The organism is Streptomyces roseicoloratus (genome assembly GCF_004117935.1).
In the GTDB taxonomy this organism is placed as follows: Bacteria; Actinomycetota; Actinomycetes; order Streptomycetales; family Streptomycetaceae; genus Streptomyces; species Streptomyces roseicoloratus.
Genome location: NZ_SDOY01000130.1, coordinates 15,534 through 28,361, shown reverse-complemented (window position 1 = coordinate 28,361; position 12,828 = coordinate 15,534). Strand labels below are relative to the sequence as shown.

The 12,828-nt window shown below is 70.7% G+C and carries 14 protein-coding genes and 3 tRNA genes; 12 read left to right on the top strand and 5 right to left on the bottom strand.

The features are described 5' to 3' along the window. Positions 1 to 123 precede the first annotated feature (123 nt). The 3 genes from ESG85_RS36005 to ESG85_RS19110 form a co-directional block, all read right to left on the bottom strand. Positions 124 to 1,107 (bottom strand): hypothetical protein, encoded by a 984-nt coding sequence (locus ESG85_RS36005; protein ID WP_246095157.1) that lies wholly within the window; start codon positions 1,105 to 1,107, stop codon positions 124 to 126. 87 nt (positions 1,108 to 1,194) lie between these two features. Next, positions 1,195 to 1,851, bottom strand: a complete 657-nt coding sequence (locus ESG85_RS19115; protein ID WP_128980844.1) for an SDR family oxidoreductase — start codon at positions 1,849 to 1,851, stop codon at positions 1,195 to 1,197. Between the two features lie 2 nt (positions 1,852 to 1,853). Then, positions 1,854 to 3,134: an amidohydrolase family protein gene (locus ESG85_RS19110; protein ID WP_128980842.1), complete on the bottom strand. Its 1,281-nt coding sequence runs from the start codon at positions 3,132 to 3,134 to the stop codon at positions 1,854 to 1,856. A 262-nt stretch (positions 3,135 to 3,396) separates the two neighbouring features. Between ESG85_RS19110 and ESG85_RS19105 the strand changes: the two genes are divergently transcribed. The 6 genes from ESG85_RS19105 to ESG85_RS19080 all read left to right on the top strand — a co-directional run bounded on the left by ESG85_RS19105 (position 3,397) and on the right by ESG85_RS19080 (position 5,932). Then, positions 3,397 to 3,469: transfer RNA gene (locus ESG85_RS19105), tRNA-Thr, on the top strand. A gap of 44 nt (positions 3,470 to 3,513) precedes the next feature. Then, positions 3,514 to 3,586: transfer RNA gene (locus tag ESG85_RS19100), tRNA-Met, on the top strand. Positions 3,587 to 3,675: 89 nt separating this feature from the next. Continuing rightward, positions 3,676 to 3,840 carry a 50S ribosomal protein L33 gene (rpmG, locus tag ESG85_RS19095; protein WP_003956487.1) on the top strand — a complete coding sequence of 55 codons (165 nt, stop codon included), beginning with the start codon at positions 3,676 to 3,678 and terminating at the stop codon, positions 3,838 to 3,840. 82 nt (positions 3,841 to 3,922) lie between these two features. Then, positions 3,923 to 4,375: a MaoC family dehydratase N-terminal domain-containing protein gene (locus ESG85_RS19090; RefSeq protein WP_128980841.1), complete on the top strand. Its 453-nt coding sequence runs from the start codon at positions 3,923 to 3,925 to the stop codon at positions 4,373 to 4,375. A 2-nt stretch (positions 4,376 to 4,377) separates the two neighbouring features. Next, the gene (locus tag ESG85_RS19085) at positions 4,378 to 4,806 is read left to right on the top strand and encodes a MaoC family dehydratase (RefSeq protein WP_128980839.1); all 429 of its coding nucleotides are present in this window, start codon (positions 4,378 to 4,380) and stop codon (positions 4,804 to 4,806) included. A 70-nt stretch (positions 4,807 to 4,876) separates the two neighbouring features. After that, positions 4,877 to 5,932: a UDP-N-acetylmuramate dehydrogenase gene (locus ESG85_RS19080; RefSeq protein WP_128980837.1), complete on the top strand. Its 1,056-nt coding sequence runs from the start codon at positions 4,877 to 4,879 to the stop codon at positions 5,930 to 5,932. Positions 5,933 to 5,973: 41 nt separating this feature from the next. On the opposite strand, the gene ESG85_RS19075 is transcribed toward ESG85_RS19080, so the two are convergent. Beyond that, entirely contained in the window at positions 5,974 to 7,008 is a 1,035-nt protein-coding gene (locus ESG85_RS19075) for an adenosine deaminase (RefSeq protein ID WP_128980835.1), read from the bottom strand. Between the two features lie 131 nt (positions 7,009 to 7,139). Continuing rightward, entirely contained in the window at positions 7,140 to 8,366 is a 1,227-nt protein-coding gene (locus ESG85_RS19070; RefSeq protein WP_128980833.1) for a pyridoxal phosphate-dependent aminotransferase, read from the bottom strand. Between the two features lie 283 nt (positions 8,367 to 8,649). Between ESG85_RS19070 and ESG85_RS19065 the strand changes: the two genes are divergently transcribed. The 6 genes from ESG85_RS19065 (at position 8,650) to ESG85_RS19040 (ending at position 12,586) form a co-directional block, all read left to right on the top strand. Continuing rightward, positions 8,650 to 8,722 (top strand) — tRNA-Trp (locus ESG85_RS19065). A gap of 106 nt (positions 8,723 to 8,828) precedes the next feature. Beyond that, positions 8,829 to 9,116, top strand: coding sequence for a preprotein translocase subunit SecE (gene secE, locus ESG85_RS19060; protein ID WP_128980831.1), 288 nt, complete (start codon positions 8,829 to 8,831; stop codon positions 9,114 to 9,116). Between the two features lie 44 nt (positions 9,117 to 9,160). Continuing rightward, positions 9,161 to 10,048 (top strand): transcription termination/antitermination protein NusG, encoded by an 888-nt coding sequence (gene nusG, locus ESG85_RS19055; RefSeq protein ID WP_128980829.1) that lies wholly within the window; start codon positions 9,161 to 9,163, stop codon positions 10,046 to 10,048. A 159-nt stretch (positions 10,049 to 10,207) separates the two neighbouring features. Continuing rightward, positions 10,208 to 10,642, top strand: coding sequence for a 50S ribosomal protein L11 (gene rplK, locus ESG85_RS19050; RefSeq protein ID WP_128980827.1), 435 nt, complete (start codon positions 10,208 to 10,210; stop codon positions 10,640 to 10,642). A 108-nt stretch (positions 10,643 to 10,750) separates the two neighbouring features. Further along, on the top strand, positions 10,751 to 11,479 hold the full coding sequence (gene rplA / locus ESG85_RS19045) for a 50S ribosomal protein L1 (RefSeq protein WP_128980825.1): 729 nt from the start codon (positions 10,751 to 10,753) through the stop codon (positions 11,477 to 11,479). Positions 11,480 to 11,653: 174 nt separating this feature from the next. Then, positions 11,654 to 12,586 carry an SCO4651 family lipoprotein gene (locus ESG85_RS19040; RefSeq protein ID WP_128980882.1) on the top strand — a complete coding sequence of 311 codons (933 nt, stop codon included), beginning with the start codon at positions 11,654 to 11,656 and terminating at the stop codon, positions 12,584 to 12,586. Positions 12,587 to 12,828: the final 242 nt, after the last annotated feature.

The window sequence follows — 12,828 nt, the reverse complement described above, 5'->3', positions numbered from 1 at the left end:
TGCCGGCGCGGCCCTCTTCAGGTGCGGAGAGATTCCGGGTGTTCGTCGTCTCGGCGGCGTTTTCGGGGCGTTGACGTCGACGGCGCTGCTGCCGCCTGGAATCCGTCGGCTTGGCGTCTCTGGTCAGCTTCCCGAGGCCGTACGGGCCTGCCCACCGCGGGGGAGTGGCGTGGGCGCCGAGGTGGAAACCTGCGCCCAGCGCCGCCCCTCTCGGTTGGTGCCGCGGCTTGGTGGGGGTGCTGGTCGTCCGCACGTCCTGGTGCCGGTCCGCTGCGCGAGGCAGTCGGGGCCGGTCCGGGTGAACGTGTCCCTCCGAAGGGCGGGCAGGTGCACTACGGCGCTCGGGGGAACGGTCGGAGGCAGGGAGACCGGGCAGGCCACCCACGTCCAATCCGCGTACGACCGAGGGTCGGGGCGGTTGGGGAGCTGGAGGCGCAGAAGGGCGCGCCCTGGCGAGTCGCCGCGCTCGAGGGTGGCCTGCTGGCCGTCGCAGGCGGACAGCAGGAGCAGGCGCGCCGCGCGGGGCGCGGTCTCCAGCTCGAAGACATCGGCCGGCTTGTGGCCGTGCTTCTCGACGAACGAAACCACCTGCCGGGTGCGGGACTTGACGGTGCTGGACGGGAGGTCCCGGCCACCCGGCACCGAGCCGCGTACGGCTTCCCATTCCCCTGGTGTGCGCCTGGCCGGATCGGCCGGCCACGTGGCGAGGATCCCGGCCGTCATGTCGGCACGCCACTTCGCCGACCGCAGCACCCGGCCGGCCTGCTCCTGGGCCATGCGCACGATCCGGTCGTTGGCCCGGAGGCCGTTGCCGGGCGTGGCGGCCCAGCCCAGTCGCCGCAACGCCATCCAGGCCTGTGACGGCAGCGTTCGGCCCTCGGCGTCCTCGCCCGAGGCCAGCGCTGCCACGTCGTTGCTGTTCCAGTGCGCGGCCAGCAGGTCGGCGGTCATGCGGGACACCAGATCTGCCGCCCACCCCACTCGCTCGGCGAGGGCGGCCGAGTTCAGCAGTTCGCCGGTCTTCGTGTCCGTCGCGGAATAGAGGACTCCGCGAGCGCAGCCGGTCCGGGCCGTCTCCCCGTCGGCAAGCAGCAGCTTTCGGCTCAACGTTCGCCTCCCCCGCGACCGCCGGTGTTGTCATCGGACCAACGACACCGCTCGCGGAAGGTCACTCATTCGATGGGCGAACAGAGGTCAGTTGCCCGCGATCGCGCGGACCGCGACCGCTACCGGGGTCGTGCCCGTGACCAGTTCCAGGGTCAGGCCGGCCGTCGCCGGGGTTTCCAGGAGTTCGGCGAGGGTGGCCGCCACGTCGTCGCGGGGGATCGGGCCGCGGCCCGTCGAGGCTTCCAGGCGGACCTGGCCCGTGCCCGCGTCGTCGGTGAGCATGCCGGGGCGCAGGATCGTCCAGTCGAGGGCCTCGCGGGCGCGGACGTCGTCGTCCGCGGCGCCCTTGGCGCGGAGGTAGGCGTCGAAGACGGCGTCGCCCTCGTGGCCGGAGTCGGCGCCCATCGAGGAGACGATCAGGAAGCGTCGTACGCCTGCCCGTTCCGCCGCGTCGGCGAAGAGGACCGCGGCCTGGTGGTCCACGGTCTGTTTGCGGTCCGCGCCGCTGCCCGGGCCCGCGCCGGCCGCGAAGACGGCCGCGTCGGCGCCGTGCAGGGCGGCGGCGACCTCGTCGACGGAGGCCGACTCCAGGTCCAGGACGACCGCCTCGGCGCCGGCCGCCCGCAGGTCCGGTTCCTGTTCGCGGTGTCTGATGACGCCGACCGGTTCGTGTCCGGCCGCGGCGAGGAGGCGTTCCAGTCGCAGGGCGATCTGTCCGTGTCCACCGGCGATGACTACGCGCATACTCACGACCGTACGGCTCCCGGCCCCGCGGGGCCCGTCGGGTCGGGCCGCTCGGGCCGGGTCTGCCGGGGCAGGTCGAGGGCGGCCGCCGAGTCGCAGTACTCGCGTACGGCGCTGGTCCGGGCCACCACCCGGCCGCGGTGCACCACGATCCGGCTGTACGCGAGGGACAGCACGCCCGTGAGCCGTTCGCCCCGCACCGCGAGCAGCTCGGCCGGGAAGCCGGCCTCCACCCGTACCTGCGGCAGGCCCATGGCGGCCCGTGCGTCCGTGCTCACCGTTCCGTAGGCCTCGGGCGCGGGGAGTCCGCCGAGCGAGGCGGTGAGGTAGGCGGCCTCCAGCGGGTCGCCGCGGCCCACCGGGTTGGACAGGTCGCGCAGCGCACCGCCGCCCGCGGCGACGCGTACGCCGGCGGCGCGCAGCAGGCGTACGGGTGCGGTGCCGCGCAGTTCGGTGGCGGCGCAGCCGCCCTGCGGGAGGCAGACGACGGTGATCCCGGCCGCCGCCAGCCGGTCCGCGGCCCGGTGGGCCTGGTCGGCGGGGAGGCGGGCGAGTCCCGCGCAGGGGCCGATCGTCACCCCGGGGCGCAGTCCGCCGGCCATGGCGGCGAGGCGGGCGAGGCGCGCGGGGTCGTCGCCGTCGGTGTGGAGGTCCACGGGGCAGCCGTGTTCGGCGGCGACCTCGAGGAGGGCTTCCACGTAGCCGGTGGGGTCGGGGTCGAGGTCGGGGCAGCCGCCGACCACGTCGGCGCCCATCTTGAGCGCGTCGCGCAGCATCGCGAGGCCGTCGGCGCCGGCCGTGCCGGTCAGGAGCCGGGGTGTCGCGACGGTGGTCAGTTCGGCGAGGCCGCGCAGTGAGCGGCGGGCCTGGAGGACGGCTTCGAGGGGGCCGATGCCGTGTACGTCGCCGATGCGTACGTGGGTGCGGAGCGCGGTCGCGCCGTGTCCGAGCTGGAGGAGGGCGGCTTCGGTGGCGCGGCGCTGGATTTCGTCGGCGGTGTGCGGGAGGGGGCCGGGGGAGTCGGCGGTGAGGGCGGTGTCGAGGTGGGCGTGGGGTTCGGCGGGTGCGGGGAGCAGCAGGTAGCCGGCGAGGTCGACGCGGGCGCCGACGGCGGTGAGGCTGCCGGCGGTGCCGACGGCTTCGATGCGGCCGCCGCCGAGGCGTACGTCGACGGTGCGGCCGTCGGTGAGGCGCGCGTTCGCGAGCAGCAGCGAGGTGGTGTCGGCGGGGGCGGCGGCCCGGTCGTCGGGCGGCGGCTGGGGCTGCTTGCTGTCGGCGGACATCGGGCTCCTCGGGGCTCCAGGCTCGCGGCTCACGGCGCGCGGTCGCGGCTCGCCAGGACCAAGATCACGCACGTGGGCCCGAGCCTAGGGGCGGGCCGGGCCGCCTTCGAGGAGGAGCGCAATAGTCGTACTGATGACTGCACGAGTGGCGTAGGAGTCGGCCGGGGCGGTGGCCTGGTGGGGGTCGTGAAGTCGGTGCGTGTGGGGGTCGGGAAACGGATTTGGGTGATGGGCGGGAGACCGTGTAATGTCTTCCTCGCTCGCCCCAATAGCTCAGTCGGCAGAGCGTCTCCATGGTAAGGAGAAGGTCTACGGTTCGATTCCGTATTGGGGCTCTGGTGAGAAGGGACCCGCCTTCGGGCGGGATCCGGATCATCAAAGCGGTGTAGCTCAGTCGGTAGAGCAAGCGGCTCATAATCGCTGTGTCACCGGTTCAAGTCCGGTCACCGCTACACACGGTAGCCGATTGTGGGGTCGGTCCTGCGATCGGCTACTCTTTCATGCGTTCATCCATCCCATCCGTCCGTCAAGGAGCACTCACGTGGCTGCCACCGACGTCCGCCCGAAGATCACGCTGGCCTGCGTGGAGTGCAAGGAGCGGAACTACATCACCAAGAAGAACCGGCGCAACAACCCGGACCGTCTTGAGATGAAGAAGCACTGCCCTCGCTGCAACTCGCACACCGCGCACCGCGAGACGCGCTAAACAGGCTCGTACACGAGGCCGTCCCCTGCCGGGGGCGGCCTCGCGTCGTTTGTACGCAAGAGATCCAGGAGGTATCGAGGCCATGGCGCTCGACCAGTCCTTCGTGGGCCGGACCTATCCGCCCACCGCGCCGTACGAGGTCGGCCGTGAGAAGATCCGCGAATTCGCCGAGGCGATCGGCGACGCGAATCCCGCGTACACCGACCAGGAGGCCGCCAAGGCCCTCGGTCACCCCGATGTCGTCGCCCCGCCGACCTTCGTCTTCGCGATCACCTTCAAGGCCGCGGGCCAGGTGGTCGAGGACCCGCAGCTGGGCCTCGACTACAGCCGCGTCGTGCACGGCGACCAGAAGTTCGCGTACACCCGGCCGGTGCGCGCCGGTGACCGGCTCTCGGTGACCAGCACCATCGAGGCGATCAAGTCGCTCGCGGGCAACGACATCCTGGACATCCGCGGCGAGGTCCACGACGAGTCCGGCGAACACGTCGTCACCGCCTGGACCAAGCTCGTCGCCCGCGCCCCCGAGGAGGCCTGACCGTGACCGCGAAGATCGCCTACGACGAGGTCGAGGCCGGCACCGAGCTGCCCGCGCAGACCTTTCCCGTGACCCGCGCCACACTGGTGCGCTACGCCGGTGCCTCGGGTGACTTCAACCCGATCCACTGGAACGAGAAGTTCGCCAGGGAGGTCGGCCTGCCCGACGTCATCGCCCACGGCATGTTCACCATGGCCGAGGCGATCCGCGTCGTCACCGACTGGGCCGGCGACCCGGCCGCCGTCGTCGAGTACGGCGTCCGCTTCACCAAGCCGGTCGTCGTGCCCAACGACGACGAGGGCGCCGTGATCGAGGTCTCCGCGAAGGTCGCCGCGAAGCTGGACGACGGCCGGGTGCGCGTCGACCTCACGGCGACCAGCGCCGGGCAGAAGGTGCTCGGCATGAGCCGGGCCGTGGTGAAGCTCGCCTGAGCCCGCCCCACCCGAGCCGCTGAGCGACGCGGGCCCCTTCCGTACGGGAGGGGCCCGTACCCTTGTGCCCGTGCAGCTTCTCCACGACGCCCCCCTCGCGCCCCTGACCACCTTCCGGCTCGGCGGGCCCGCCACGCGGCTCGTCACGGCCACCACGGACGACGAGGTGATCGCCGCGGTCCGCGAGGCCGACGCCTCCGGCACCCCGCTGCTCGTCATCGGCGGCGGCTCCAACCTGGTCATCGGCGACAAGGGTTTCGACGGCACCGCCCTGCACGTCGCCACCCGGGGTTTCGCCCTCGACGGGACCCGGCTGGAGCTCGCCGCGGGCGAGGTGTGGACGGACGCCGTCGCGCGGACCGTGGAGGCCGGACTCGCCGGGATCGAGTGCCTGGCCGGGATCCCCGGATCGGCGGGCGCCACCCCGATCCAGAACGTGGGCGCCTACGGGCAGGACGTCTCCGCGACCGTCACCGAGGTCGTCGCGTACGACCGCCGGGCCGAGGAGACGGTCACGCTCACGAACGCCGCGTGCGCCTTCTCGTACCGGCACAGCGTCTTCAAGGAGCAGCCCGACCGCTACGTGGTGCTGCGGGTCCGCTTCGCGCTGGAGGACGCCGGCGGCCTCTCCGCGCCGATCGCGTACGCGGAGACGGCGCGGGCCCTGGGCGTCGAGGCGGGCGACCGGGTGCCGCTGGAGCGGGCGCGCGAGACGGTCCTGAAGCTGCGGGCCGGCAAGGGGATGGTGCTGGACCCGGAGGACCACGACACGTGGTCGGCCGGCTCGTTCTTCACCAACCCGATCCTCACCGCCGGCCAGTACGAGGCCTTCCTCGCGCGCGTGGCCGAGCGCCTCGGCGCCGACGCCGCGCCGCCCGCCTACCCGGCGGGGGAGGGCCTGACGAAGACGTCCGCGGCCTGGCTGATCGACAAGGCGGGCTTCACCAAGGGCTACGGTTCCGGCCCGGCCCGGATCTCCACCAAGCACACCCTCGCCCTCACCAACCGCGGCGAGGCCACCACGGAGGACCTGCTCGCGCTGGCCCGTGAGGTGGTCGCGGGCGTCCGCGACGCCTTCGGCGTCACGCTCGTCAACGAGCCGGTGACCGTCGGCGTCGAGCTGTAGCGGCCTCGGCGGCGAGGACCGTGGCCCGGCGGCCCGGCCGGTCAGCCGGCCGGGGCCGCCAGCCAGTCGTCGATGCCGGACAGCAGCTTCTGCCGGACGTCCTCGGGTGCCGCCGAGCCGCGCACCGACTGCCGGGCCAGCTCCGCCAGCTCCTCGTCCGTGAAGCCGTGGTGCCGGCGCGCGATCTCGTACTGGGCGGCCAGCCGCGAGCCGAAGAGCAGCGGGTCGTCCGCGCCCAGGGCCATCGGGACGCCCGCCTCGAACAGGGTGCGCAGCGGCACGTCCTCCGGCTTCTCGTACACGCCGAGCGCCACGTTCGACGACGGGCACACCTCGCAGGTCACCTGGCGCTCCGCGAGCTTGCGCAGCAGCCGCGGGTCCTCGGCCGCCCGTACGCCGTGCCCGACCCGGGCCGCCCGCAGGTCGTCCAGGCAGTCCCGTACGGACGAGGGCCCGGTGAGCTCGCCGCCGTGCGGGGCCGCGAGCAGACCGCCCTCGCGGGCGATGGCGAAGGCCCGGTCGAAGTCGCGGGCCATGCCGCGCCGCTCGTCGTTGGAGAGCCCGAAGCCGACCACGCCCCGGTCCGCGTACCGCACCGCGAGGCGGGCGAGCGTGCGCGCCTCCAGCGGGTGCTTCATGCGGTTGGCCGCGACCAGGACCCGCATCCCGAGCCCGGTCTCGCGCGAGGCCGTGTCCACGGCGTCCAGGATGATCTCCATGGCCGGGATCAGACCGCCGAGCAGCGGCGCGTACGAGGTCGGGTCGACCTGGATCTCCAGCCAGCCGGAGCCGTCCGCCACGTCCTCCTGGGCCGCCTCGCGCACCAGGCGCCGGATGTCCTCGGGCTCGCGCAGGCAGGAGCGGGCGATGTCGTAGAGCCGCTGGAAGCGGAACCAGCCCCGCTCGTCCGTGGCCCGCAGCCTGGGCGGGGTGCCGCCGCTGAGCGCCTCGGGGAGGTGCACCCCGTACTTGTCGGCCAGTTCGATCAGGGTCGTGGGCCGCATCGAGCCCGTGAAGTGCAGGTGCAGATGGGCCTTGGGCAGCAGACTGAGGTCGCGGTGAGGAAGGTGCTCCATTGGCCGATCCTGCCTTACCCGAATGGACGAATACAGTCCGATTCCCCGATCGGGCCCGACTAGAACGCAAAAACGGGCCCCCGGCTCCGGAGAACCAGGGGCCCGCAAGCGCCCTTGACGTCAAGGACCGGTCAGTCGCGCGCCTCGGCGAGCAGCTTCTGGATGCGGGACACGCCCTCCACCAGGTCCTCGTCGCCCAGGGCGTACGAGAGGCGCAGGTAGCCCGGCGTGCCGAAGGCCTCGCCCGGGACGACCGCGACCTCGACCTCGTCCAGGATCAGCGCGGCCAGCTCGACCGAGCTCTGCGGGCGCTTGCCGCGGATCTCCTTGCCGAGCAGGCCCTTCACCGACGGGTACACGTAGAACGCGCCCTCCGGCGTCGGGCAGATCACGCCCTCGATCTCGTTGAGCATCTTCACGATCGTCCGGCGGCGGCGGTCGAAGGCCTTGCCCATCTCCTTGACGGCGTCCAGGTTGCCCGAGACGGCGGCGAGCGCGGCGACCTGCGCCACGTTGGAGACGTTGGAGGTGGCGTGCGACTGCAGGTTGGTCGCGGCCTTCACGATGTCCTTCGGGCCGATGATCCAGCCCACGCGCCAGCCCGTCATGGCGTACGTCTTGGCGACGCCGTTGACGATGACGCACTTGTCGCGCAGCGCCGGGACCAGCTTCGGCAGCGAGGTGAAGGTGGCGTCGCCGTAGACCAGGTGCTCGTAGATCTCGTCGGTCAGCACCCACAGGCCGTGCTCGGCGGCCCACTCGCCGATCGCGCGGGCGTCCTCCTCGCTGTACACCGCGCCCGTCGGGTTGGACGGCGAGACGAACAGGAGCACCTTGGTGTTCTCCGTGCGCGCGGCCTCCAGCTGCTCGACGGACACCCGGTAGCCGGTGGTCTCGTCGGCGACGACCTCGACCGGGACACCGCCGGCGAGGCGGATCGACTCCGGGTAGGTGGTCCAGTACGGCGCCGGGACGATGACCTCGTCGCCCGGGTCGAGGATCGCGGCGAAGGCCTCGTAGATGGCCTGCTTGCCGCCGTTGGTGACCAGCACCTCGGCCGGGTCGACCTCCAGGCCGGAGTCGCGCAGGGTCTTCTCGGCGATGGCCTTCTTCAGCTCGGGCAGACCGCCGGCCGGCGTGTAGCGGTGGTACTTGGGGTTCTTGCAGGCCTCGACGGCCGCGTCGACGATGTAGTCCGGCGTCGGGAAGTCGGGTTCACCCGCGCCGAAACCGATGACCGGTCGCCCGGCGGCCTTGAGGGCCTTGGCCTTGGCGTCGACGGCGAGGGTGGCGGACTCGGAGATCGCACCGACGCGGGCGGAGACCCGGCGCTCGGTGGGAGGAGTAGCAGCGCTCATACGGCCCATCGTCCCAGACCCCGTCCGGGCCGGGCACGCAGGTTTCACGGAGCGGACAGGACCGGTCATTCCCGGTCGTACGGGCGGTGCGGGGGCCGGGAAAGGGGGCGTGCGGGCCTCGGGAACACGGGGTGCGCGGCCCCGGGAAGCAGGGCCTCGGGGGCCCCTGCGGCAGGTCGGGGACGTTTCTGTTCGACGTAGGGGCCCAAGACCACGTACACTCACTGCTCGTTGGCCCCGCACCGACCACATCTCACGATGCGGTAGGTTGGGGAAGCCACAAAGGGTCGTAGCTCAATTGGTAGAGCACCGGTCTCCAAAACCGGCGGTTGGGGGTTCAAGTCCCTCCGGCCCTGCTACACACACCGCCAGGTTGTGTGCGCATGTACGTACTCCTTGCACCGCCGTGCGGCTCCATCTCCGGGCGCGGCACGGCCACGACCCGGAATCAGGTGAGACATCGTGACGGATGCCGTAGGCTCCATCGACATGCCTGACGCCGAGGATACGGCTCCCGAGTCGAAGAAGAAGGCCCGGAAGGGCGGCAAGCGCGGTAAGAAGGGCCCTCTGGGCCGCCTCGCGCTGTTCTACCGCCAGGTCGTCGCGGAACTCCGCAAGGTCGTCTGGCCCACTCGCAGCCAGCTGACGACGTACACCACTGTGGTGATTGTCTTCGTTGTCATCATGATCGGTCTCGTGACCGTGATTGACTATGGCTTCCAGGAAGCAGTCAAGTACGTCTTCGGCTGACTTTTTGTTCCACCCCATCTGTAGCGCAGGAAGAAGCAGCCACCGTGTCTGACGCGAACCTGAACGACGCCTTCGAGTCCGAGTCCGTCGAGGACGAGCTGGACATCGTCGAGGCGGCCGACGAGGAGCAGGCCGACGCTGCTGACGCCGAACTCGGCGAGGTCGAGGAGACCGCTGCCGAGGACGACGGCACCGAGGTCGCCGACGTCGAGGCCGCCGAGGAGGAGGCCGAGGAGTCGGAGGAGTCCGACGACGCGGCCGAGGCCGGGGACGAGGACGAGGTCGAGGCCGAGGAGGCCGAGCCCGCCGCTCCGGTCGACCCCATCGCCGCGCTCCGCGAGGAGCTGCGCACGCTGCCCGGTGAGTGGTACGTGATCCACACCTACGCGGGCTACGAGAAGCGCGTGAAGGCCAACCTCGAGCAGCGTGCCGTCTCGCTGAACGTCGAGGAGTTCATCTACCAGGCCGAGGTGCCCGAGGAAGAGATCGTCCAGATCAAGAACGGCGAGCGCAAGAACGTCCGGCAGAACAAGCTGCCCGGCTACGTGCTCGTCCGCATGGATCTGACGAACGAGTCCTGGGGTGTCGTCCGCAACACGCCCGGCGTCACCGGCTTCGTGGGCAACGCCTACGACCCGTACCCGCTGACCCTGGACGAGATCGTCAAGATGCTCGCCCCGGAGGCCGAGGAGAAGGCCGCCCGCGAGGCCGCCGAGGCCGAGGGCAAGCCGGCTCCGGCCCGCAAGGTCACCGTCGAGGTCCTGGACTTCGAGGTGGGCGACTCGGTCACCGTCACCGACGGCCCCTTCGCGACGCTCCAGGCGACGATCAACGAGATCAACGCCGACTCGAAGAAGGTCAAGGGCCTCGTCGAGATCTTCGGTCGCGAGACCCCGGTCGAGCTCAGCTTCGACCAGATCCAGAAGAACTGACGACTCAAGTTTCCGGACAGGTCAGAGGGGCTGCCACAGCCACTCTGACCTGCTCGGTTTTTGGACGCGCAGCTATACCCGTTATCGTTGTGCGGTATGCCTCCATCCGGATGACCGGATGGATCGGCTGAAAACTCTCACTAGGACCCGGAGAGAGCTATGCCTCCCAAGAAGAAGAAGGTCACGGGGCTTATCAAGCTCCAGATCAACGCCGGCGCGGCCAACCCGGCCCCGCCGGTCGGCCCCGCGCTGGGTCAGCACGGCGTCAACATCATGGAGTTCTGCAAGGCCTACAACGCCGCGACCGAGTCGCAGCGTGGCTGGGTGATCCCGGTGGAGATCACGGTCTACGAGGACCGTTCCTTCACCTTCATCACCAAGACCCCGCCGGCCGCCAAGATGATCCTCAAGGCCGCGGGCGTGGAGAAGGGCTCCGGCGAGCCGCACAAGACCAAGGTCGCCAAGATCACCGAGGCGCAGGTCCGCGAGATCGCCACCACCAAGATGCCCGACCTCAACGCCAACGACCTGGACGCCGCCGCGAAGATCATCGCCGGTACCGCCCGTTCCATGGGCATCACGGTCGAGGGCTGATCACCTTCCTTGTGACCATGCGGCGGTAGCCGCACATCGTCACTCAGTGGTAGGGCCAGCGCTCGGTCCGCACCACGACTCCATACCTGAACGACAACAGGAGCAGATGTGAAGCGCAGCAAGTCCCTCCGGGCTGCCGACGCCAAGATCGACCGGGAGAAGCTGTACGCCCCGCTCGAGGCCGTGCGTCTCGCCAAGGAGACCTCCACCACCAAGTTCGACGGCACCGTCGAGGTGGCCTTCCGCCTGGGCGTCGACCCGCGCAAGGCCGACCAGATGGTCCGTGGCACCGTGAACCTTCCGCACGGCACCGGTAAGACCGCCCGGGTCCTGGTCTTCGCGACCGGTGACCGTGCCGAGGCCGCGATCGCCGCGGGCGCCGACATCGTCGGCTCCGACGAGCTCATCGACGAGATCTCCAAGGGCAACCGCCTGAACGAGTTCGACGCCGTCGTCGCCACCCCGGACCTCATGGGCAAGGTCGGCCGCCTCGGCCGCGTGCTCGGTCCGCGTGGTCTCATGCCGAACCCGAAGACCGGCACCGTCACCCCCGATGTCGCCAAGGCTGTCAACGACATCAAGGGCGGCAAGATCGAGTTCCGCGTCGACAAGCACTCCAACCTGCACTTCATCATCGGCAAGGTGTCCTTCGACGACGCCAAGCTGGTGGAGAACTACGGCGCGGCCCTGGAGGAGATCCTCCGTCTGAAGCCGTCCGCCGCCAAGGGTCGCTACATCAAGAAGGCCGCCATCAGCACCACGATGGGCCCCGGCATTCCGGTCGACTCGAACCGCACCCGCAACCTCCTCGTCGAGGAGGACCCGGCCGCGGTCTGAGCCTGACGGCTCAGGAGCCCTCTCACCGGGGCTCCAGCGTCCTTGAACCGCCCCCCGGGCCTCTACGGAGGCCCGGGGGGCGGTTTTTCGTTACGAGGCTGTCGGTGCCCTGGGATACCGTGCCAGCGGGGCCACATGATCGACGACCACAAGGGGTGGGGAACCATGACCAGCATGAGCACGTGGAAGCGCGCGGGCATCGCACTGACGGCCACGGCCGTCGTCACCGGCGTGGCCGGCTGCCAGGACGGCGACGCGAAGAGCGCGGCCGAGGCGCCCGCCAAGGCGGCCGCGCAGGGCATCGCGGACGTGACGAAGGCGCTCACGGCCGCGTTCGAGAAGACCTCGGCCGCCAAGTCCGCCAAGGTCAGCATGACGATGACGCTGGAGGGCGTCGGCGCCGCCGAGTCCGGCACCATCACCATGACCGGCGTCCAGGGCTGGGACCCGGCGGCGATGGACTTCACCATGAAGGGCTCCCTGCTGGGTGGGGGCGCGGGCGCGGGCAGCGCCAAGGCTCCCGAGCAGATCCGCATGGTGATGCGCGACGAGGCCATGTACATGGACATGGGCCCCGAGGCCGCCGCCGAGATGGACGGCAAGCGCTGGATGAAGATCGACCTGAAGGCCGCCGCGGCGGCCGGCGGCGACAAGGGCGTGCAGAAGTCGATGACCGGCGGCCTGGAGAACGCGAACCAGGACCCGGCCCAGCAGCTCGCCCTCCTCCTGGAATCCCCGAACCTGAAGCACGTCGGTGCCGAGAAGGTCAACGGCATGGAGACCGAGCACTACAAGGGCACGCTCACCTTCGAGCAGATGCTCAAGGCGAACAACTCCACGAAGCTCCTCTCCCAGAAGGAGTACGACGAGCTCGTCGCCAACGTGAAGAAGACCGGTCTCAAGGGCTACGAGACCGAGGTCTGGGTCAACGAGGACGGCTACCCGGCCCGTATGGACGTCAGCATGACCATGGCCCAGGGTTCGGTGCACATGCGGGCGGACTACACCGACTACGGGGCCGAGGCCACCGTCCAGGTGCCGCCGGCCAAGGACACCGTCGACCTGTTCAAGATGATCCAGGAGGCCGGCGGGGCCGAGCAGGGCTGATTTGCCCCCGGCCGTCCCCGTCCCGTACTCTTCCGGAGAAGCCAAAGACCGCTGGTCGTCGCTGCGCCCTGATGGGCGCGGCGGCCGAAGGATTCGCTGGAAGATGCGAGCGACCCGCGCAGGTGACAGTGGAGAAGTTCCCGGTCCGGATTCGTCCGGCTCGGTCGAGCTGAGCCCCGTGCGCCTGCGCCCGGGGCGTTTTCGTTTGTTCAGCCCCTTCTGAGCGGTCCTCATCACCCGGA

What these genes read in the sequence shown, in the direction of transcription:
- ESG85_RS19115 (WP_128980844.1), bottom strand. Translation starts at nt 1,851, where the DNA reads ATGCGCGTAGTCATCGCCGGTGGACACGGACAGATCGCCCTGCGACTG.
- ESG85_RS19110 (WP_128980842.1), bottom strand. Translation starts at nt 3,134, where the DNA reads ATGTCCGCCGACAGCAAGCAGCCCCAGCCGCCGCCCGACGACCGGGCC.
- ESG85_RS19090 (WP_128980841.1), top strand. Translation starts at nt 3,923, where the DNA reads ATGGCGCTCGACCAGTCCTTCGTGGGCCGGACCTATCCGCCCACCGCG.
- ESG85_RS19075 (WP_128980835.1), bottom strand. Translation starts at nt 7,008, where the DNA reads ATGGAGCACCTTCCTCACCGCGACCTCAGTCTGCTGCCCAAGGCCCAT.
- ESG85_RS19070 (WP_128980833.1), bottom strand. Translation starts at nt 8,366, where the DNA reads ATGAGCGCTGCTACTCCTCCCACCGAGCGCCGGGTCTCCGCCCGCGTC.
- rplK (WP_128980827.1), top strand. Translation starts at nt 10,208, where the DNA reads ATGCCTCCCAAGAAGAAGAAGGTCACGGGGCTTATCAAGCTCCAGATC.
- ESG85_RS19040 (WP_128980882.1), top strand. Translation starts at nt 11,654, where the DNA reads ATGAGCACGTGGAAGCGCGCGGGCATCGCACTGACGGCCACGGCCGTC.